Annotated in this window: 16 protein-coding genes; 6 read left to right on the top strand and 10 right to left on the bottom strand. The window is 71.9% G+C overall.

Features of this window, described 5'->3' with window-relative positions:
* Nucleotides 1-75 precede the first annotated feature (75 nt).
* Both QRY02_RS26240 and QRY02_RS26235 read left to right on the top strand, forming a co-directional pair.
* Complete coding sequence (locus tag QRY02_RS26240) at nucleotides 76-1,596, top strand: helicase HerA-like domain-containing protein (protein WP_285985510.1); 1,521 nt, start codon at nucleotides 76-78, stop codon at nucleotides 1,594-1,596.
* Between the two features lie 68 nt (nucleotides 1,597-1,664).
* Entirely contained in the window at nucleotides 1,665-2,039 is a 375-nt protein-coding gene (locus QRY02_RS26235) for a DUF3224 domain-containing protein (RefSeq protein WP_285985509.1), read from the top strand.
* 115 nt (nucleotides 2,040-2,154) lie between these two features.
* Here QRY02_RS26235 and QRY02_RS26230 read toward each other — a convergent pair whose 3' ends face one another.
* The 3 genes from QRY02_RS26230 to QRY02_RS26220 form a co-directional block, all read right to left on the bottom strand.
* Nucleotides 2,155-3,180, bottom strand: a complete 1,026-nt coding sequence (locus QRY02_RS26230; protein ID WP_285985508.1) for a S1C family serine protease — start codon at nucleotides 3,178-3,180, stop codon at nucleotides 2,155-2,157.
* Between the two features lie 98 nt (nucleotides 3,181-3,278).
* Nucleotides 3,279-4,601, bottom strand: a complete 1,323-nt coding sequence (locus QRY02_RS26225) for a M20 family metallopeptidase (RefSeq protein WP_285985507.1) — start codon at nucleotides 4,599-4,601, stop codon at nucleotides 3,279-3,281.
* 39 nt (nucleotides 4,602-4,640) lie between these two features.
* Nucleotides 4,641-5,390: a class I SAM-dependent methyltransferase gene (locus QRY02_RS26220; protein WP_285985506.1), complete on the bottom strand. Its 750-nt coding sequence runs from the start codon at nucleotides 5,388-5,390 to the stop codon at nucleotides 4,641-4,643.
* Nucleotides 5,391-5,538: 148 nt separating this feature from the next.
* Between QRY02_RS26220 and QRY02_RS26215 the strand changes: the two genes are divergently transcribed.
* From QRY02_RS26215 to QRY02_RS26205, 3 genes are all read left to right on the top strand, one after another.
* Complete coding sequence (locus QRY02_RS26215) at nucleotides 5,539-6,390, top strand: DNA-3-methyladenine glycosylase family protein (RefSeq protein ID WP_285985505.1); 852 nt, start codon at nucleotides 5,539-5,541, stop codon at nucleotides 6,388-6,390.
* A 255-nt stretch (nucleotides 6,391-6,645) separates the two neighbouring features.
* Nucleotides 6,646-7,431: a M50 family metallopeptidase gene (locus QRY02_RS26210; protein ID WP_285985504.1), complete on the top strand. Its 786-nt coding sequence runs from the start codon at nucleotides 6,646-6,648 to the stop codon at nucleotides 7,429-7,431.
* Between the two features lie 889 nt (nucleotides 7,432-8,320).
* Complete coding sequence (locus QRY02_RS26205; protein ID WP_285985503.1) at nucleotides 8,321-9,553, top strand: aldehyde dehydrogenase family protein; 1,233 nt, start codon at nucleotides 8,321-8,323, stop codon at nucleotides 9,551-9,553.
* Nucleotides 9,554-9,572: 19 nt separating this feature from the next.
* Here the strand turns inward: QRY02_RS26205 and QRY02_RS26200 are convergent, their stop codons facing one another.
* Entirely contained in the window at nucleotides 9,573-9,824 is a 252-nt protein-coding gene (locus QRY02_RS26200) for a hypothetical protein (RefSeq protein ID WP_285985502.1), read from the bottom strand.
* An 86-nt stretch (nucleotides 9,825-9,910) separates the two neighbouring features.
* On the opposite strand from QRY02_RS26200, the gene QRY02_RS26195 reads away from it, so the two are divergent.
* Nucleotides 9,911-11,002, top strand: coding sequence for a dihydrofolate reductase family protein (locus QRY02_RS26195; protein ID WP_285985501.1), 1,092 nt, complete (start codon nucleotides 9,911-9,913; stop codon nucleotides 11,000-11,002).
* Between the two features lie 13 nt (nucleotides 11,003-11,015).
* Here QRY02_RS26195 and QRY02_RS26190 read toward each other — a convergent pair whose 3' ends face one another.
* The 6 genes from QRY02_RS26190 to cobN all read right to left on the bottom strand — a co-directional run bounded on the left by QRY02_RS26190 (nucleotide 11,016) and on the right by cobN (nucleotide 20,094).
* A complete protein-coding gene (locus tag QRY02_RS26190) occupies nucleotides 11,016-12,221 on the bottom strand; it encodes a chitinase (RefSeq protein ID WP_285985500.1) in 1,206 nt (401 codons plus the stop codon).
* A gap of 121 nt (nucleotides 12,222-12,342) precedes the next feature.
* Nucleotides 12,343-13,425 carry a sensor histidine kinase gene (locus QRY02_RS26185; protein ID WP_285985499.1) on the bottom strand — a complete coding sequence of 361 codons (1,083 nt, stop codon included), beginning with the start codon at nucleotides 13,423-13,425 and terminating at the stop codon, nucleotides 12,343-12,345.
* Nucleotides 13,422-14,078 carry a response regulator transcription factor gene (locus QRY02_RS26180; protein ID WP_285985498.1) on the bottom strand — a complete coding sequence of 219 codons (657 nt, stop codon included), beginning with the start codon at nucleotides 14,076-14,078 and terminating at the stop codon, nucleotides 13,422-13,424. The genes QRY02_RS26185 and QRY02_RS26180 overlap by 4 nt, the downstream gene beginning before the upstream one ends.
* Before the next feature lie 35 nt (nucleotides 14,079-14,113).
* Complete coding sequence (locus tag QRY02_RS26175; RefSeq protein ID WP_285985497.1) at nucleotides 14,114-15,997, bottom strand: ArnT family glycosyltransferase; 1,884 nt, start codon at nucleotides 15,995-15,997, stop codon at nucleotides 14,114-14,116.
* A gap of 43 nt (nucleotides 15,998-16,040) precedes the next feature.
* Nucleotides 16,041-16,466, bottom strand: coding sequence for a hypothetical protein (locus tag QRY02_RS26170; RefSeq protein ID WP_285985496.1), 426 nt, complete (start codon nucleotides 16,464-16,466; stop codon nucleotides 16,041-16,043).
* A gap of 64 nt (nucleotides 16,467-16,530) precedes the next feature.
* Nucleotides 16,531-20,094: a cobaltochelatase subunit CobN gene (gene cobN / locus QRY02_RS26165; RefSeq protein ID WP_285985495.1), complete on the bottom strand. Its 3,564-nt coding sequence runs from the start codon at nucleotides 20,092-20,094 to the stop codon at nucleotides 16,531-16,533.
* Nucleotides 20,095-20,111 lie beyond the last annotated feature (17 nt).

The raw sequence follows: 20,111 nt of genomic DNA, 5'->3' as shown, positions 1-20,111 counted from the left end.
TACCTGCGCGTACGGCGCGTTACGCTCGCCGAGCCGGGTTGGGTGTGGTGCAGGACACAGATCGGGGAGCGGGCCGTGGACGGGCAGGAGTCGCCGGCGAGTGAGATCGCCGCTGGTTATGCGGGTGAGGGTGCCGCGCTGGAGCTGGGTGCGGTGGTGATCGACGGGCAGGTGGACGCGGCGGCGGCCGTGCGGCTGCCGTTGGCGACGCTGAACCGGCACGGGCTGGTCGCCGGGGCGACCGGGACGGGCAAGACGAAGACGTTGCAGCTGATCTCGGAGCAGTTGTCGGCGGCCGGCGTGCCGGTGGTGCTCGCCGACGTCAAGGGCGATCTGTCCGGGCTGGCCGCGGCGGGTGAGGCGAACGACAAGGTCACGAAGCGTTCGCAGGAGCTCGGTGACGACTGGGCGGGCGCGGCGTTCCCGGTGCAGTTCCTGTCGCTGGGCACCGGCGGCAGGGGGTCGCCGATCCGGGCGACGATCACGAGCTTCGGGCCGGTGCTGCTGGCGAAGGTGCTCGGGCTGAACGAGACGCAGGAGTCGACGCTCGGGCTGATCTTCCACTGGGCCGACCAGCGCGGCCTGGCGTTGCTGGACACAAAGGACCTCCGGTCGGTGATCACGCACCTGACCGGCGACGAGGGCAAGGAGGACCTCAAGGGGATCGGCGGGGTCTCGGCGGCGACGGCCGGCGTGATCCTGCGTGCCCTGTCCAATCTGGAGGCCCAGGGCGGTGAGGACTTCTTCGGCGAGCCCGAGTTGGACGTGCACGACCTGATGCGCGCACGTGACGGCAAGGGCGTCGTCACGCTGCTGGAGCTGGACGACCTGCAGTCGAAGCCGGCGTTGTTCTCGACGTTCCTGATGTGGCTGCTGGCCGAGCTGTTCGAGGAGCTGCCCGAGGAAGGGGATCTCGACCAGCCGAAGCTCGTCTTCTTCTTCGACGAGGCCCACCTGCTGTTCGCCGACGCGTCGAAGGCGTTCCTCGAGCGCATCGAGCAGACCGTGAAGCTGATCCGGTCGAAGGGCGTCGGCGTGTTCTTCTGCACGCAGCTGCCCACGGACGTCCCGAACGCCGTGCTCTCGCAGCTCGGCGCGCGGATCCAGCACGCGCTGCGGGCGTTCACCCCGGACGACCAGGCGGCACTGGCCAAGACGGTGAAGACCTACCCGAAGACGAAGTTCTACGAGCTCGACACGGCGTTGACGTCGCTGGGTATCGGCGAGGCCGTCGTCACGGTGCTCTCGGAACGGGGTGCGCCGACGCCGGTGGCGTGGACGCGGCTGCGGGCGCCGCGGTCGAAGCTGGGCTCGATCGGCGACGAGGCGGTTGCCGCTTCGGTCGCTTCGTCGGACCTGCACGCGAAGTACGCCGAGACGATCGACCGGGAGTCGGCCTACGAGAAGCTGGCCGCGAAGGTCGCCGCCACGCCCCCGCCCGAGGCTTCTCCCGAGGCTCCGGCGTCCGAGAAGGACGAACCGGGGTTCCTCGAGTCCGCCATGAAGAACCCGGCCGTGAAGTCGTTCATGCGGTCCGCGGCGAGCGCGCTGGGCCGCGAGATCACGCGCGGGCTGTTCGGCAACCGGCGGCGCTGACAAAACCTGACGCAAGCTGTCAGGTTTCACTGCGAAGGTGGTTCCACACCGAAGAGAGGGAACCAGCCATGACCAGCACCGCCACCGCGTCGTTCACCGTCGACCAGTGGGAGCCGCAGGCAACCGAGGAGTTCGGAGGCAACGAGCTCGCCCGGGTGGCGATCGCCAAGACGTTCACCGGGGCGGTCGAAGGGACCAGCAAGGTCGAGCTGCTGACGGCCACCAACGCGACGTCGCGCGCGTACGTCGGCTTCGAGCGGCTCGAGGTCTCGGTCGACGGCCGCAAGGGCAGCTTCGTCCTGCACCACACGGCCGACGAGTCGGGGATGGCCTTGAAGATCCTCACCGGGTCCGGGGCCGGCGAGCTGACCGGGATTTCCGGGACGGCGAACATCGAGATCGACGGCGAGGATCACCACTTGACCCTCACCTACACGCTCTGACCAGCACGAAGGCCGTTTCGAGAGCCCCCGATCGACTCTCGAAACGGCCTTCGCGGCGATCTCCCGCTCCCCGAAGCGGGGGGACGGGCCGCCCCGACCACGGCCCGTCCGCGTCCTAGTTGTTCACGATCTGGTCGACGATCTTCTTCGCGTCGTTGATCGGGATGGCGAACCCGATCCCGACGCTGCCCGCCGAGCCGTTGGCCGAGGCCGAAGGGCTGTACAGCGCCGAGTTGATGCCGATCACGTTGCCCTGGGCGTCGACCAGCGCGCCGCCGGAGTTGCCCTGGTTGATCGCGGCGTCGGTCTGGATCGCGGTGTAGCTGGGTGAGTCGTTGCTCTGGTTCGACGTGCGGCTGAACGGCGAGCGCTGCTGCTGCTCGCCCTGCCCGATGTCGGACAGGTTCCGGTTCAGCGCGCTGACGATGCCGGTGGTGACGGTGTTCTGCAGACCGCCCGGCGAGCCGATCGCAACCACTTCCTGGCCGACGGCGAGCTTGCTCGAGTCGCCCAGGCTCGCCGCGGTCAGGCCACTGGCGTTCTGCGCCTGGACCACGGCGATGTCCGCCTTGGTGTCCGCGCCGACCACGCTGGCCTGGTACTTCTTGCCGTCGGACGTGGTGATGACGACGTTCTGGGCGCCGTCGACGACGTGCGCGTTGGTCAGGATCCGGCCGTCCGAAGTGAGGATGACGCCGGAGCCGATGGCCTCGCCCTGGCCGGTCGTGACGTTGATTTGGACGACACTCGGCGTGACCTTCGCCGCGACGGCGCTGACGTCGCCGGAGGTCGAGTTCGCGACCGTCTGCCCGTTCGCGGCCGGCGTGCTGATCGAGGTCGTCGCGCCGTCCGCCGAAGTCGTCGTGAGCCCGACGATCGCCGCGCCGCCGACGCCGCCGACCAGCGCGGCACCGAGCGCGGTCGCGCTGACGATCATCGCGACCCGGCCACCCTTGCGCGGCTTGGCCTTCAGCGCCGTGGGGGCCTGGGCGCCGGGAGCCTGGGGTGGCGTGAAGAGCGGATTCGGCGCGGCCTGCTGCTGGTAGGCGTACTGCGCGTACGGCCCGTACTGCTGAGTGCTGTGGTGCGGCTGGTGCCCACCGGTTGAGGCGGGGCCGGGCCGACTCTCGTTCTCGGTCATGGGATTAGATTCGCGCCCGTGCTTGTGAGCAGCCTGTGGAAATACCTCAGGCTTTGCTGAGAAGAATCAGCTGAGAAAACTCAGCTGATCTTCAGGCTTCAAGCGAAGAACGACGGGACGTCCAGCGCACCTCCCGCTGCCTCGAACTCGTCGTGCACCGCCTTCCGCAACTCGGCGTCGCCGAGGTAGTCGGCCGCGGTCAGGGCCAGGCCCAGCGCGCCGTCGCGGACGCCCGCGTCGCCCGTCTCCGATCCGGCCGCGGCCGCGAACTCCTTGGTGTGCAACGCCACCGTGGGGCCCGAAACCGCGAGCATGGGGTGCAGCGCGGGAAGGCGGTACGACAGGTTGCCGAGGTCCGTGGAACCGGTGAGCGACTCCGGCACGATGCCCGGCGGGAGCGGTTTGCGGCCGGTGATCACCTGGTTGGCCGTCCACCGCGCGGCGAGCGCGGTGTTGAACCGGATCGGCAGGTAGGCGGCCTGGGCGTCCCAGATCAGCTCGGCGCCGCAGCCGGTCATCGCCGCGGCGCCTTCGGCGATCGACGTCATACGGGCGGCGAGGTCGCGCAGGGTCTCCGGGTTCTGGGACCGGAGGTAGAACAGCAGCGCGGCGCGGGCCGGGATGACGTTGGGCCGGGCGCCGCCGTCGGTGAACACGCCGTGGACGCGGTCGCTCTGCGGGAGCTGCTGGCGCAGCGCCGAGACGCCTTGGTACGCGGCGACGGCGGCGTCGAGCGCGTTGCGGCCCATGAACGGCTGGGCGCTCGCGTGCGCGCCGACACCGTGGAAGACCATCTCCAGCTGACGCCGCCCGAGGAACGGGTGCAGGGCGATGTCGTGGCTGAACGGGTGCAGCATGATCACCGCGTCGACGTCGTCGAACACGCCGGCGCGGGCGAGGATCTCCTTGCCGCCGCCGCCTTCCTCGGCGGGCGTGCCGATCAGGCTGACGCGGCCGCCGAGCCGCCCGGCGACGGTGGCGGCGCCGAGGAAACCGCCCGCGGCGGTGGTGCAGATGACGTTGTGGCCGCAGGCGTGGCCGAGCCCGGGCAGCGCGTCGTACTCGGCGAGCACGGCGATGTGCGGCCCGTCTCGTGGCGGTGTGCTGACGCGCAGCGCGGTGTCGAGCCCGCCGACGCCGATCGTGGCTTCGTGGCCGCGGCGCTGCAGGAGATCGGCCAGGGCCCGCACGGACCGGTGTTCGGCGAACCCCTCCTCGGGATGGGCGTGCAGATCTTGGCTCAACGCCACAAGATCGGGTGAGCTGCGCTCGACCGCGGCGGTCACTTCGGCCCGCGTCGCCTCGTCCGCGCCGGGGTGCGGCGAGGACAGCGGTTCAGCGGCCGCGACGGCGTCGGCGGTGGCCTCGACCAGGGAACGCAGGTAGCTGTCGTCGGGCGGGACGGGGTCGGCGTGGGTCATGGGGCGATGCTAACCGGCACCTCCGACAATCCGCGGCGCTCAGCCGCGCTCGCCCGCGACGATCTGCGTGACACCGGCGTACTGTTCGGTGATCTTCGTGAAGCCGCGGGCGCGCAGGCCCGTCGCGATTTCGCCGCGGTCGAACATCTTCTGGCCGCTCACGACCCCGCCGGCCGACTCGATCAGACGCGCGGGTTGCCAGCCGCGGCGGGCGCTCGTCAGCAGCACGATCCGGCCGCCCGGTTTCACCACACGCGCGAAAGAGTCCAGTGCGGTCTCCGGCTCGGCGAACATGTGCAGTGCGGCGAAGCAGCAGAGGGCGTCCACTGTGGATGGTTTCAACGGGAGGTGCACGGCGTCGGCGCGCAGGTAGGCGACGGTGTCCGGGCCACCCTCGGCGACGGCTTTGGCGAGCATGGTGCGCGCGCCGTCGAGCCCGATCGCCAGCCCGTCCGGGCCGACGGCCGCGCCGAACGCCCGGGTGAACCGGCCGGTTCCGCACGCGACGTCGAGCACCGTGCGGCCCGGTGTCAGCCGGAGGAGTTTGGTGGCGAGCGTGACTTCGTCCGCCATGCTCGGCCCGAACGGGCCCTTGAGCGCGCGCCCGAGGGCGGGGCGCCAGTACCGCTCGTAGACCTGCGGGAGCAGGGTGGTGCGCATCAGGCGCTGCGTGAGCCCCGTCGGCGGACCGGCCTGGTCCGCGGCGCCCAGCAGGTCGAGGTAGCCGGCTTCCGTCTCGGCCGGCGTCTCGAGCAGGGCCTCGAGACGGTCGGATGCGCTGGTCGGCACGGGTTCTCCTCGCTTTCGGATACCGGCAGTATGCCCACCTCCGGGCCACCCGATCGAGTGAAGAAATCCGGGATCAGGCGTTCGACGCCCGGAATTGTCGGTGCCCCTTCCTAACGTCGCGGGCAAGGTTCCGATCCGAGGAGGACAGATGACGACGATTTCCCGCCCGCGGGCCGAGATCGCGGTGCACGGCGAGTTCGACCTGGCCGCGGCGGCCCGCTTCCTGAGCGGCTTCGCCCCGGCCGGGCAACCGGACTCCGAACCCGGCGCGCTGCGAGTGGTGTTCGCGCTCGACGGCGAATGGACGCCGGTGGGAGCGGTGCTGCGGCAGAGATCGCCCGGCGAGGTCACGGTCGAGGTCCACAGCCCGCCCGAGCACACCGACGCCGTGGTGGCGCAGGTGCGGCGGATGTGCTCGCTGGACGTCGACGGAACGGCGTTCGCGGAGGCCGGCGCCCGTGATCCGGTGGTTTCGCTGCTGCAGGAGTTGCGCCGGGGCCTGCGTCCGGTCTTGTTCGCGTCGCCGTACGAGGCGGCGTGCTGGGCGGTGCTGAGCCACCGGATCTGGATGACGCAGGCGGTCCGGCTGCGCCGTCGCCTGACCGAGCGCTACGGCACCGAGGTCGACGTCGACGGGAGCACGCTGAGGGCGTTCCCGGCGCCGGCCGCACTGGCGAAGATGGAGTACCAGCCGGGGCTGCCGGGCCCGAAGATCCCGCGCCTGCGTGCCATCGCCGAGGCGGCGGCCGACGGAATGCTGGACGCGGCGGCACTGCGGGCGATGCCGGCGGAGGAGGCGCTGAAGCAGCTGCAGCTGCTGCCGGGCATCGGCCGGTTCAGCGCGGAGCTGATCCTGATCCGCGGCGCCGGTCACCCGGACGTCTTCCCCCGCGGCGAAACCCGCCTCCACGAGATCATGCGCGACGCGTACCGCCTCCCGGACGCGGGCGTCGCGGAGCTGGCGGAGATCGCGGAGGCCTGGGCGCCGTTCCGCAGCTGAGTGTCGTTCCTGTTCCGGGTCGAGGGTGAGGCCCGGATGCGGGAGTCGCGATGATCTGAAACGGCCGTCCGGTGCAGCTGCTCGCCGAGCTCGGATCCGGCTCGGCGTGGCGGCGGCGCCTCGGCCCGTGCGCGCACTTGCGGCCCGCGTTCCGACGACAGAACGGAGACCACAACGACTCAATACCCGAAGGCGCGAAGCGGCGAGCGGTGGGGACTCACGGTAGCCAGATATCGCCTGTGGTGAGGTGTCCGGGTGAGCACGCCCGTTCATTTCGCGCTCGGCGGTCCGTCCGGTGACGCCCTGTCAGCTTTCCGCGCGGCTGCCGCCACCGGCACTTCGCCGGCCGGTTCGCTGCTCGAGCAGGCCCAGACCCCCGCGGTGATCACCCTCATCGCCGGCGGCGTGGCGCTGCTGGTGGTGCTGGTCGGCGGGACGCCGTGGCGGCGGGCGCGGAACGTCGTGACGATGGTGCACGAGGCCGGGCATGCGCTGGCCGCGGTGCTGGTCGGACGGCGCCTGCAGGGCATCAAGCTGCATTCGGACACCTCGGGCGTCACCGTCTCGCGCGGCAAGCCCGAGGGACCGGGCATGGCGTTCACGGCGATGGCCGGGTACCTGGCACCGTCGGTCCTGGGGCTGGTGTTCGCCGGCCTGCTGGGCGCCGACCTGGTCGGCACGGTGCTGGTCCTGATCGCGCTGCTGCTGCTCGGCGTGCTGGTGATGGTGCGCAACGCCTACGGGGTGTTCACGGTCGTCGCCAGCGCGGCGGTGCTGGCGCTGATCGCGTTCGTCGCGCCGGTCGAACTGCAGGCCCCGTTCAGCTACCTGGTGACGTGGTTCCTGCTGTTCGGAGGCGTGCGGCCGGTGGCGGAGCTCCAGATCAAGCGACGCCGCGGCCAGGCCCGCGACTCGGACGCGGACCAGCTGGGCCGCCTCACGGCGGTCCCGCCGGTGCTGTGGGTCCTGGTCTTCGCGGTGGCCACGATCAGCTGCTTGATCGCCGGCGCACTGTGGCTCCTGGAGCCGGTCGCCAAGTAGCGCCGACAGCCATGGCCCCCGCCCGGGTGCCAAACCACCTGGCCACGGCTCGGCTTCGCCCGACCGGGCGACGGGAGCTGCCCGCGTCGTGTGCTGCCGCCCGCCGCCCGCCGCCCGCCGCGCCGCGGCCCCCGCCACCGCCCGCCGTCCCGCGTGGGTTCCCGGCATGACCGACCCGGGTGGAGCGCCCGCCAGCGGCGGCCCGAGCTGTCCGCCACGCTCGCCAGCCGCCAGCCGCCAGCCGCCAGCCGCCAGCCGCCAGCCGCCGTCCCGCGTGGGTCCCGGCATGACCGACCCGGTTGGAGCGGCTCGCCAGCGGCGGCCCGAGCTGCCCGCCGGCCGCCGCCGCCGGCGGCGGCGGCCGGCGGTTGCGGCGTTCGAGCACCCCGTCGGTCTGCCGGGGCTTGCCGCGCGCGGCCGGTCGGCTGGCCGTCCTGACCCGAGGTGCCGTTGCGGTGCTCGGGCTTGCCTCCCTTGGCCGGTCGGCGTTCGTCGTGGTTGAGGCGGGTGGTCGGCGGCCGCTGTTGTCGTGAGGTGCTGGCGCGGGGTGGTCGCTCGCAGTCGGTCGGGCCTGTCGGGGTCGCCGCGCGCGGCGGTCGGCTGGCCTCGCTGGTCGCGAGGTGCCGTTGCGGTGCTCCGCCCTGCCCCGGCCGGTCACGTTCCTCGCGCCGCAGCCGCGGCCGGTGGCCGGTCAGCGGCCCGCGGCCGCGGCCAGGGGCCGCCGCGAGGCTCGGCCACACCATCGGCGGTCGCCCTCCCCACCGCGGTCACCCCTCGGCGGCCGCGCCACCCGGATCAGGCGCGCGCCTCGCTCACCGGCGGTGGAGCCCGTGGCCGGTCACGGGGGTGCATGCGGCAAACTGGTGGTCCGCGCGGAGGGAGACGAACGATGGACGAGGTCGCCAAGGCCGTCGAGGAGTGCGCACGGGCGGCGAAGCTGGCCGCGCCGTCGCTGGCTGCCGCGAGCGCCCAAGCCGTCGATGCCGCTCTGACCGGGATGGCCGAGCGGCTGCTCGCGCACCGGGACGAGATCCTCGAGGCGAACCAGGCCGATGTCGAGCGCGCCAAGGCCGATGGGATGAGCGCCGGCCTGCTCGACCGGCTCACCATCACCCCGGAGCGGCTCACCGGCATGGCCGAACAGCTTCAGCTGCTGGCCGGCGCCCCGCACCAGGAGCGCTCCGTCGACGTGTCCACCCTGGACGGGGGCCTGCGGCTGGTCGAACGGCGGCGGCCGGTCGGTGTCATCGGGGCGAACTACGAAGCGCGGCCGAACGTCACCGTCGACGTGGCCTCCCAGCTCGTCAAGTCGCGCAACGCCGGAGTCCTGCGCACCGGCTCGGCCGCGCTCGGGTCCGCCCAGCGGCTGCGGGAGGTCGTCATCGCGCCGGCGCTCGCGGAAGCGGGCATCGACGCCGACTGTGTCCAGCTCGTGCCGCGTGTGGAACGGGAGGCGGCGTCCGCGCTCGTGCGGCTGCCCGGCCTCGTGCCGCTGGTGATCCTGCGCGGCAGCGGGGACAGCACCCGCGCCCTCGCCACCGAGGCTGCCGTTCACGGCGTGCGCACCCTCGCCCACGCCGATGGAGGTGGCGTCCTGTACGTCGACCGGGGGGCGGACGTCACCAAGGCGCGCGACCTCGTCTACACGAGCCTCGACCGGCTGGGTGTCTGCAACCGGCTGAACCTGCTGCTCATCCACGAAGACATCCACGACGACGCCTGGCCCGCGATCTCCGACGCGCTCGCCGAACGCGGCGTCACGCCTTCGCTGGCCCCGCACGAGCACCCGATCGGCTACGAGTGGGCGCTGGACTCCGACCGGGAAGCGACCGTCACCGTCGCCAAGGTCGGCTCGCTGTCCGACGCCGTCGAGATCGCCAACGAGCGCACCTCCGGCCTGGCGGCGGGCATCACCACCGAGGACGCGTCGGCCGCGGACGCCTTCTTCGACGGCTACATCGGCACGGGCGTCTTCTGGAACGCCCCGACCCGCCTCCTCGACGGCTTCAAGCTGCTCGCCGTCCCGGAAACCGGCATCAACCTCGACAAGGTTCCCGGCCCCCGCGGCCCGGTGACCTACACCGACCTCTACGTCCGCCAGTACGCCGTCCTGCCGGCCTGAACCGAACGGCCGGGCCAGGTCAGCGTGCCGGCGGGACGCCGGCGAGCTTGCGGAGCTCCTTGACCGTGTCCGCGGCGTTGGTGACCAGCTCGGTCCGCTCGTCGGGGTCGCCGGAATAGCGGTAGATCGCCGTCGGCCCGTCGCTGATCGCGATCGCCGCGACCAGGCGGCCTTCGGGGTCACGGGTGAGCCCGGTCGTCACCGACACCTCCCGGCCGACGGTGTCGACCGTGGTGAGCGTCCGCTCCTTGTACCAGCCTCGCGTTGTCATGGTCAAAAAGCTCCGGGGGATGGGGGCGACAGGGATACGTCGTAGGACGCGGGGACCGCCCCGCGCGTTACGGCATACTGGGCCGGGTGATCTCCCGGCCGCACGTCCTGCTGTCCGCCGCGCAGTCGCTCGACGGCTACCTCGACGACACCTCACCCGAGCGGCTGGTGCTGTCCACAGAGGACGACTTCGCGATCGTCGACCGGTTGCGGGCCGAGGCCGACGCCATCTTCGTCGGTGCCGGGACCGTGCGGGCCGACAACCCGCGGCTGCTCGTCCGCTCCCCGGAACTGCGGCGGAAACGGCTGGAGCAGGGCAAGCCCGAACAACCCGTAAAGGTCACCGTGACCACCCGCGGCCTCGACCCGGACGCGCAGTTCTTCACGGTCGGGGACACCGAAAAGATCGTCTACGCGCCGCCCGGGGCCGCCGACGGGCTGAAGCACGTCGCCACCGTCGTCGACGCCGGGAACCCGCCCGACTTCGGGCACGTGCTCGACGACCTCGGGGCGCGCGGGATCGAAAACCTGCTGGTCGAAGGCGGCGGCGGAATCCACACGCGGTTCCTCACCGAAGGCCTCGCCGACGAGCTGCGGCTCGCGATCGCGCCGTTCTTCGTCGGGCAGCCGGACGCGCCGCGGTTCGTCGGGCCCGGCCGCTACCCGCGCCCCCTGGTCCTGACCGCCGCGAACGAACTGCAGGGGATGGCCATCCTCGAGTACCGCGCTGCCGCCGAACCGACCGGCCGGGACGTCCGGCGCCTCAAGGAAGCCATCGCGCTCGCCGCGCAGTGCCCGCCCAGCCACACCTTCCGGGTCGGCGCCGTGATCACCGACGCCGACGGCGAGGTCGTCGCCACCGGGCATTCCGGCGAAGGCGATCCGGGCAACCACGCCGAAGAGGCCGCGCTGGCCAAGTGCGCCGGCGATCCGCGCCTGGCCGGCGCGACCATGTACAGCTCGCTGGAACCGTGCAGCCACCGCAGTTCCCACCCGCGCAGCTGCACCCAGCTCGTCCTCGACGCCGGGATCCCGCGGGTGGTGTTCGCCTGGCGCGAGCCGCCGGTCTTCGTCGACGCCAGGGGCACCGAGCTGCTGCGGCAGGCCGGGCGGCACGTCGTCGAGGTGCCCGCGCTGACCCCGGAGGTCCAGCGCGAGAACACCCACCTCGACTTCTAGCCGGCAGAGGGAACTAACAGGCGCCGTTGTCCTGCCAGACGCCCCATTCGCCGGTCGTGCCGGGCTCTTCGCCCTGCGTCCACCACTTGGCCGTCCACTTGTGGCTGTTGTGCGAGACGACGTTGTCCTTGACGTAGACCTTCGTCCGGTCCCACTCCGCCGCGGTGCAGGAGCCGCCGCCCGGGGTGGTCGGGGTCGTCGTCACCGGTGGCGTCGTCTGGGGCGGCGTCGCCCCGGCGAAGCGGACGCTGAACTTCGTGAAGTCCCAGTCGTTCTGCGGGACGTTGCTGCAGACGCCGTTGTCCGTCGTGCCGACGCAGGCGCGGTCCCGGTTTACCGACCAGAACGTGAAGCGGCCGAGGCCGTGGCTGGTCGCGTAGTCGTACACCGTCTGGAAGTCCGAGGTGTAGAACATCTCCGCCGCGTCCGACTTGCCGTTCATGCCGGAGAAACCCTCGTGGGCGTACGCGGTCGCGCTGTCCCAGCCCAGGTGCGACATCAGCAGGCCGTGCAGGGCTTCCAGCGCCGACACCTGCGACGAACCGCCGTTGAAGCCGCCGTCGAACGGCATGATCGAGAAGTTGTTCGGCGTGAAGCCGATCGACTTCGCCTGGTCGATCAGCTGCGTGCCGAACCAGCCGGTGCCGGCCGCGGTGCCCGGCATGGTCACCGACACGAACAGGCCGGGGTTGTTGGCCTGCAAGGTCTTCGCGGCCCCGAGCTCGTTCGCGATCGCGGCGGTGTTCTCGTATTCGGGTTCTTCGAGGTCGAAGTCGATCGCCTTGAGCGAGTACTTCGTGATGACCTGCTGGTACGCGGCGGCCGTCGCGGCCACCGTCCCGCAGGTCTGGCCGAGCTTCGTGCCGCCGTACCCGCCGACGGACACCGAGACGTCGCCGCCCGCGCCGCGGATCCGCGAGATGACGCCCGCGACCGCGGTGTCGGACGAGACGGCGGAGGTGCCGTCCCAGGTCGGGCTGCACCCGCCGCCGTTCGGCGCCAGGATGAACGCCAGCTGGAACGCCTTGAGCCCGGTCGCGTTCATCACGGTCACGGGATCGGGCGGGTTGTTGCTCTGGGGCATCAGGTACGGCGCCGCGGCGTACCAGTTGTTGCTCAACGCCGCGGTCGCCGACGGTGCGCCGAGCACGAGGCTGACGGCGGTGGCGGCGAAGGTCGCGGCGGCGAGCCCGGCGGCGGCCAGTCTGCTCCTGCGCATGAGCTGTCCTCCCGGTGGGGATCGAGGTGGACAGATCATTGGACTAGACCATTAATGAAGTCAAGGTGGCGGGTGAAACGTGGCGGAATATCCGGTTCTGACCCGTACTTTCGTCGGGTGGTCAGGCCGCGGGGAGGGACACGACCACCACCAAGCCGCCCTCCGGCCGAGCCGTGGCCGCGACTTCCCCGCCGTGCGCGTGCGCCACCGAGCGGACGATCGACAACCCCAGCCCCGCCCCGTCCGCGGCCACCCGCGCCCGGCGGTGGAACGGGTCGAACAACGCGGGCACCTCCGACGGCGGGATCACCGGGCCGCTGTTCGTCACTTCGAGCTCGACCGAAGGCAGCCGGGTCCGGGTCGCCACCCGGACCCAGCCGCCTTCGACGTTGTGGCGGATGCCGTTCTCCACGAGGTTGTGCACCAGCCGCTCCAGCATGAGCGCGTCGCCCAGCGCCGTCGCGTCGCCCAAGTCTTCCTGCACGCCGGGCGGAACCACGTGCGACGCGATCGCCGCCAGGTCCACCGGGCACCGTTCGGTCAGCGCGCTCTCCGACCGGGCCAGCAGCAGCAACCCGCTGATCAGCTTCTCGTGCCTCGCGTTGATCTGCAGCAGCTTCGTGCCGAGCTGCCGGACGTCGTCGGACGCCGTCCGGCGGTGCATCGCCACCTCGACCAAGGACCGGTTGAGCGTCAGCGGGGTGCGCAGTTCGTGGGAGGCGTTCGCGACGAAGCGGCGCTGGGCGTCGAAGGACCGGTCGAGCCGCTCGACCATGACGTCGAACGCGTCGGCGAGGTTCTTCACCTCGTCCTCCGGCCCGCGCAGCGCGATGCGCTCGTGCCCGCCCGGGTCGGCCGCGGCCGCGATCCGGCGCGCGGTTTCGGTGACCTGCCGCAACGGCGCCAGCGCGCGACCCGCCACCAGCCAGCCGACCGCCGCGGCGAGCACGGCGACCGCGGCGAGCGCGATGCCGCCCTGGGTCAGCAGCGACGTCGCCGCCGCTTCACGCACTTGCCGGGCCTGGGCGTCGAGCCCCTCCGGGAAGGGCAGCGCCGCCAGGCCGGGCGGCGGCGTGCCGATGAGCACCGTCACCCGCCGCCCCACCTGCTGCGTGAACAGCAGGTAGGTGACACCCAGCAGCACCACGCCCGCCAGCAGGAACAGGCCGCCGTAGAGCACGGTCAGCCGCAGCCGGAGGCTCACCGGAGCCGGTAGCCGACCCCGGTGACCGTTTCCCCCAGCGGTGGGTCACCGAGCTTGCGGCGCAGCTTGAGGATGGTGAGCCGGACCGCGCCGGTGAACGGGTCCGCGTGCTCGTCCCACGCCTTCTCCAGCAGGTGTTCCGCGGAGACGGTGGCGCCGTCGGCGCGCAGCAGCTCGGCGAGCACGGCGAACTCCTTTTTGGACAGTGGGAGGTACCGCTCGTCGCGGAACACCTCGTGCCGCGCCGGATCGAGCGTGATCCCGGAGCGACGCAGCACCGGCGGCGCGGCCGGGCGACAGCGCCGCCCCAGCGACTGGATGCGGGCCGCCAGCTCGGGAAAGGCGAACGGCTTGGTCAGGTAGTCGTCCGCGCCGAGGGACAATCCGGCGACGCGGTCGGTGACCTCCGCGGCCGCCGTGAGCATCAGCACCCGCGTGGCCACACCCGACGCCACCAGCTCGCGGCAGACGTCGTCGCCGTGCACGACCGGCAGGTCCCGGTCGAGCACGACGACGTCGTAGTCGTGCACGGCGATGCGCTCCAGCGCCGCGGCGCCGTCGTGGGCGAGGTCGACGGCGTGGGACTCGTCGCGCAGCCACTCCGCGATCGCGTCCGCGAGCATCGGCTCGTCCTCCACCACCAGGACCCGCATGCCGCCATGATCGCCGCGGCGGTGTTTCTTCGGCGTTAGCACCGGTAGAGGGTGTCCGCGCCGCCGATGCGCACCGGGCCGTCAGCAGGCCGGGCACCCGGGCCGGCCCGCCCGCCGTACGCACTCGGGTCGACGACCGCGCAGTGCAGTTCGATCCAGCGACGGCGTTCTTCCTGGACGGGGCTGCGCTGGGGCCCGGCCGGAGCGGCGGACCCACCGCTCAGCACGAACCGCAGCTTGCCTTCGGCGAGCCAGCGGTCGAGCTGCGCGACCGACGGCGCGTCGTCGCGGCCGCCGAAGCCGCCCATGCCGATCACGGTCGCGTCCGAGCCGATGATGAACGGCGCCACCGAACCGGCTTCGCTGTTCACCGCGAGCGTGATCTCGGTCCCGTTCGCGCGGGCGTAGTCGAGGATGCGCCGCTGCTCGTCGGACAGCTTCGCGCCGTCGCCGCCTCCGCCGCCGAGCACCATCCGGGGCTGCGGGCCACCCGGTGACGGCGCCGGTCCCGGTCCCGGCATCGGCCCCGAGACGGGACCCGCGGCGGGCAACGTGCCCGAGGACGTGCTCAGCGCGGCAGCGTACGACCACACGGCGGGCGTGAGCAGCAGCGGCACGAGCCCGGCCGCGAGCGCCCACCGGCTCCGGCCGGCCAGCAGGCCCGCGATGGCGGCGGCGGCCGTGCCGAGCACCGCCCACCGGGTCCAGCCGTGGAACGAGGTGTCCCGTGAAGTCAGCACGAACGCCCAGGCCGCGGTGAGCGTGATCGCGACCGGCAGGCCGACGCGCCGCGAGCGCCGCCACAGCAACGCCAGGCCCGCGGCGGAGACCGCGGCGACGGCGGGCGCCATCGCCGTCGTGTAGTACGGGTGCCAGATGCCGCCGGCGAAGCTGAAGACCGCGGTGGTCACCAGCAGCCAGCCGCCCCACAGCACCCAGCCGGCGCGACTGCGCGCGTCACCCCACGACCTCGTCCCGACGACCACGACCAGGACCAGCAGCGACAACGGCAACAGCCAGGAGATCTGCCCGCCGACGAGGTCGTTGAACATCCGGCCCGGCCCGGGGTCGCCGCCGAACGACGACATGGTCTGCTGCCCGTTCCGCACGATCATCATGCCGCCGCCCTCGCCGTTGCCGGAAAGGCGGCCGAAGCCGTTGTAGCCGAAGACGAGGTCCCACGCGGAGCCGTCCGCGCTGCCGCCCATGTACGGCTTGGTTCCGGGCCACCAGTCGTACAGGGCGATCCACCAGAACGACGAGACGACGAGCACGAGCCCGGCGCCGAGCACGTCGAGCAGGCGACGCCGGAGCGGTCCGTTCGTCCCGGCCAGGTACGCGGCGACGAGCGCGGGCACGATGATCCACGCCTGCAGCATCTTGGTCAGGAACCCGCAGCCGATGAAGAAGGCGCACCACCACAGCGACCGCCGGCTGTCCCGCAGCGCGCGGGTGAGTGCGTACGCGGCGGCAACCAGGAACAGGACGAGCAGCGTGTCGGGGTTGTTGCCGCGGTTGATCACCACCGTCACCGGCGTCAGCGCGAGGATCGCGGCGGCCAGCAGGGCGACGTTCTCGCCGGACCAGAGCCGCACGGTGCGGTGGAGCAGGAAGACCGCCGCGACGCCTTCGAGGACCTGGGGCAGCAGCAGCGCCCAGCCGTGGTAGCCGAAGACCGACACCGAAAGCGCTTGCGGCCACAGGGCCATCGGCGGTTTGTCGACCGTGACGACGCCGTAGGGGTCGAACGAGCCGAAGAGGAAGTTCGTGAAGCCGCTGGTCATCGACTTGACGGCGGCCGAGTAGTAGGTGTTGCCGAGCTGGCCGTCCCCGATCTTCCAGGCGTAGAGGACGGCGGCGCCGAGGCAGATGAGGGGAAGCGCCCAGGAGCGGGTCTTCCGGTGAACGGCGGTGATCATGACGGCCACCCAACCCGGACCCGCGTTTCCCGGGCGTTTCCGTTCAGCTGTTGTCGTTCAGGAAGTCGTAGTCCTTGCACTCGCCGGTGTGGACCTTCTTGTCCGCCACCCAGTACCGGCAGAACTTGAAGCCGATCCGGGTCTCGGGGAGGTCGTAGACGCCGCCGTTCGCCGCGCTCTTGGTGATGCAGTTGCCTTCGCCGCCGACGTGCATGTGGTACAGCGGGGTGCCGTTGTCCGGCGCGCCCTTGTAGACGTAGATGGCGACGGCGCGGCCGTCGGCGTCGGTGTCGCAGATGTGGACGCGGTCGCCTTCCTCGGTGAACACGCCTTCACCGCTCCAGCCGGTGACGCTGCCGTACGCGTCGCCGGTGTGCATGTGCTTCGTGTGCTCTTCGGCGGAGGCGGGCGCCGCGAACGTGAGCACGGAGAGCAGTGCCGCGGCGGCCACGCCGAGAACCTTCTTCAAGTCTTCGTCCTTCCTCGGTGGGGAAGGCGAAGCGTAGCCACCGCGGCCTGCAATCCGCTTGCAGTCACTCCGACTCGAGGTCACCCTCCAGCGACAGGTACACCTCGCGCATCTTCTCCAGCAGCGCCGGGTCCGGCTCCGCCCACAGACCGCGGTCCGCCGCCTCGTTCAGCCGCTCGACGATCCCGCGCAGCGCCCACGGGTTCGCCTGCCGCAGGAACTCCTGGTTCACCTCGTCGAGCACGTACGATTCGGTCAGCTTCTCGTACATCCAGTCGCCGACCACGCCGGCCGTGGCGTCGAAGCCGAACAGGTAGTCCACCGTGGCCGCGAGCTCGAACGCGCCCTTGTACCCGTGCCGGCGCATCGCCGCCAGCCACCGGGGGTTGACCACCCGGGCGCGGAACACCCGGGCCGTCTCCTCGCCCAGCGTGCGCGTGCGGACCGCGTCCGGCGAGGTGCTGTCGCCCACGTAGGACGCCGGGGCCGTACCCGTCAGCGCGCGGACCGTCGCGATCATCCCGCCGTGGTACTGGAAGTAGTCGTCCGAGTCGGCGATGTCGTGCTCGCGCGTGTCGGTGTTCTTCGCCGCCACCACGATGCGCTTGTACGAACTCTCCATGTCCTCGCGGGCCGGGCGGCCGTCCAGGTCACGGCCGTACGCGAAGCCGCCCCACACCGCGTACACCTCCGCGAGGTCCTTGTCGTCGCGCCAGTTCCCGCTGTCCATCAGCGGCAGCAGGCCCGCGCCGTACGCGCCCGGCTTCGACCCGAAGATCCGCGTCGTCGCGCGGCGGTCGTCGCCGTGTGCCGCCAAGTCGGCGGACACGTGCGCGCGGACGAAGTTCTCGTCGAGAGGTTCGTCCAGCCCGGCCACCAGCCGCACCGCGTCGTCCATCATGGTGATCACGTGCGGGAACGCGTCGCGGAAGAACCCGCTGATCCGGATCGTCACGTCGATGCGGGGCCGGCCCAGCTCCGCGAGCGGGATCGCTTCGATGCCCGTGACGCGCCGGGAAGCCTCGTCCCACACCGGCTGGACGCCGAGCAGTGCGAGGACTTCCGCCGCGTCGTCGCCGGACGTCCGCATCGCCGATGTGCCCCACACCGACAGCCCGACCGACTTCGGCCAGTCGCCGGTGTCCTCGCGGTAGCGCTTCAGCAGCGAGTCCGCCAGCGCCTGCCCGGTTTCCCACGCGAGCCGGCTCGGGATGGCCTTCGGGTCGACGGTGTAGAAGTTCCGCCCGGTCGGCAGCACGTTGATCAGCCCGCGCAGCGGCGACCCGCTCGGCCCGGCCGGGATGTACCCGCCGTCCAGCGCGTGCAGCACCGCGTCCAGCTCGGCCGACGTCCCCGCGAGCCGGGGGACGATTTCCTCCGCGGCGAACGAAAGTACCCGCGCGACCTGGGCGTCCGGCGCCACCGAGGCGACCGCGGTCGCGTCCCAGCCGCGCATCTCCATCGTCTGCACGAGCTCACGCGCCGTCTTCTCGACCGCGTCCACTTCGGACATCGGCGCGTCCTCCTTGAGGCCCAGCGCCGACCGCAGGCCCGGCACCGCGCCCTGCTTGCCGCCCCACATCTGGGCCGCGCGCAGCATCGCCAGCACCAGGTTGACGCGCGCCTCACCGGTCGGCGCCGCGCCCAGGACGTGCAGCCCGTCGCGGATCTGCGCGTCCTTGACCTCGCAGAGCCAGCCGTCGATGTGCAGCAGGAAGTCGTCGAACTCCGCGTCGTGCGGTCGTTCCTCGATGCCCAGGTCGTGGTCCAGCTTCGCCGCCTGGATCAGCGTCCAGATCTGCTGGCGCACGGCCGGCAGCTTTGCCGGGTCCATCGCCGCGATGTTCGCGTGCTCGTCGAGCAGCTGCTCCAGCCGCGCCATGTCGCCGTAGGACTCCGCGCGCGCCATCGGCGGGATCAGGTGGTCGACGATCGTCGCGTGCGCCCGCCGCTTCGCCTGCGCGCCCTCGCCGGGGTCGTTGATCAGGAACGGGTAGATCAGCGGCAGGTTCCCGAGCACGGCGTCGGGCGCGCACGACGCCGAGAGCCCCGCGGTCTTGCCCGGTAGCCACTCCAGTGACCCGTGCTTGCCCAGGTGGACGACGGCGTGCGCGCCGAACTCCTCTTCCAGCCAGCGGTAGGCGGCCAGGTAGTGGTGGCTCGGCGGCAGGTCCGGGTTGTGGTAGATGGCGACGGGGTTCTCGCCGAACCCGCGCGGCGGCTGGATCATGATGATCACGTTGCCGCTCTGCAAGGACGCCAGCACGATGTCGCCGTTGTCGACGTACAGCTCGCCCGGCGCCGGCCCCCAGTGTTCCTCGACGCCTTCGCGCAGCTCGGCCGGCAGCGCGTCGAACCACTCCTGGTAGCGCGCGGCCGGGACGCGGATCGGGTTCCCGGCGAGCTGCTCCTCGGTCAGCCACTCCGGGTCCTGGCCCCCGGCGGCGATCAGCGCGTGGATGAGCGCGTCCCCGTCGGGCTGGTCGGTGCCGGTGGGGTCGACGCCCGGGAACGCGTCCGGTCCGAGGTCGTAACCCGAAGCGCGCATCCGCCGCAGCAGCTCGATCGCCGACGCGGGGGTGTCCAGCCCGACCGCGTTGCCGACGCGAGAGTGCTTCGTCGGGTACGCGGACAGCATCAGCGCGATGCGGCGTTCCGGCGGAGGTGTGTACCGGAGCCGGGCGTGTGCCAGCGCGATGCGAGCGACGCGGGACGCGCGCTCGGCGTCCGGCACGTACCGGGGGAGACCGTCCTCGTCCAGCTCCTTGAACGAGAACGGCACCGTGATCAGCCGCCCGTCGAACTCCGGCACGGCCATCTGGTTCCCGGCGTCGAGCGGGGAGAGGCCGTCGTCGTTCGCCGCCCACGTCTCGCGGTCGCTGGTCAGGCACAGCGCCTGCAAAATCGGGACGTCGAGCGCGGCCATCTCGGCGACGTCCCACGCCTCGTCGTCACCACCGGCGCCCACTTCGGACGGCCGGGTGCCGCCGGCCGCGAGCACGGTGACCAGCAAGGCGTCCACGGAAGCCAGCTCGGCCATCATCTCCGGCTCGCGCGTACGCAGCGAAGCACAGTAGATCGGCAACGCGCGCCCGCCCGCCGCTTCGACCTCGTCGGCGAGGGTGTGCACGAACGCCGTGTTCCCGGACAGGTGGTGCGCGCGGTAGTACAGGATGCCGATGACCGGGCCGTCACCCCGCGAAGGCCGCTCGAGAACGCCCCAGGAAGGCTGCTCCGCGGGCGGCTCGAAGCCGTCGCCGGTGAGCAGCAGCGTGTCGGAGAGGAACCGGTGCAGCTGGGTGAGGTTCGCCGGGCCGCCCTGCGCGAGGTAGGCGTGGGCCTCGGCGGCGATGCCGGCCGGGACGGTCGAGAGCTTCATCAGCTCGGCGTCCGGCGTCTGCTCCCCGCCCAGGACGACGACGTGCGCGCCCGACGCCCGCAGCACGTCGAGGCCGTCCTGCCAGCTCCGCGGGGTGCCGAGGATCCGCGCGACGACGATCTTGACACCGTCGAGCAGCCCGGGCAGCTCGCCGACGTCGAGCCGGGACGGGTTGCCGAGCCGGTACTCGCGGTCGCTCGAGCGGGCGCTGAGCAGGTCGGTGTCCGATGTGGACAGAAGCAGGATCACGAAGTTCCTCCTCGGGG

Origin of the sequence: Amycolatopsis sp. DG1A-15b (assembly GCF_030285645.1) — a bacterium.
In the GTDB taxonomy this organism is placed as follows: domain Bacteria; phylum Actinomycetota; class Actinomycetes; order Mycobacteriales; family Pseudonocardiaceae; genus Amycolatopsis.
The sequence above is the reverse complement of the archived record's forward strand: the minus strand, read 5'-3'. Positions and strand labels throughout refer to the sequence as shown.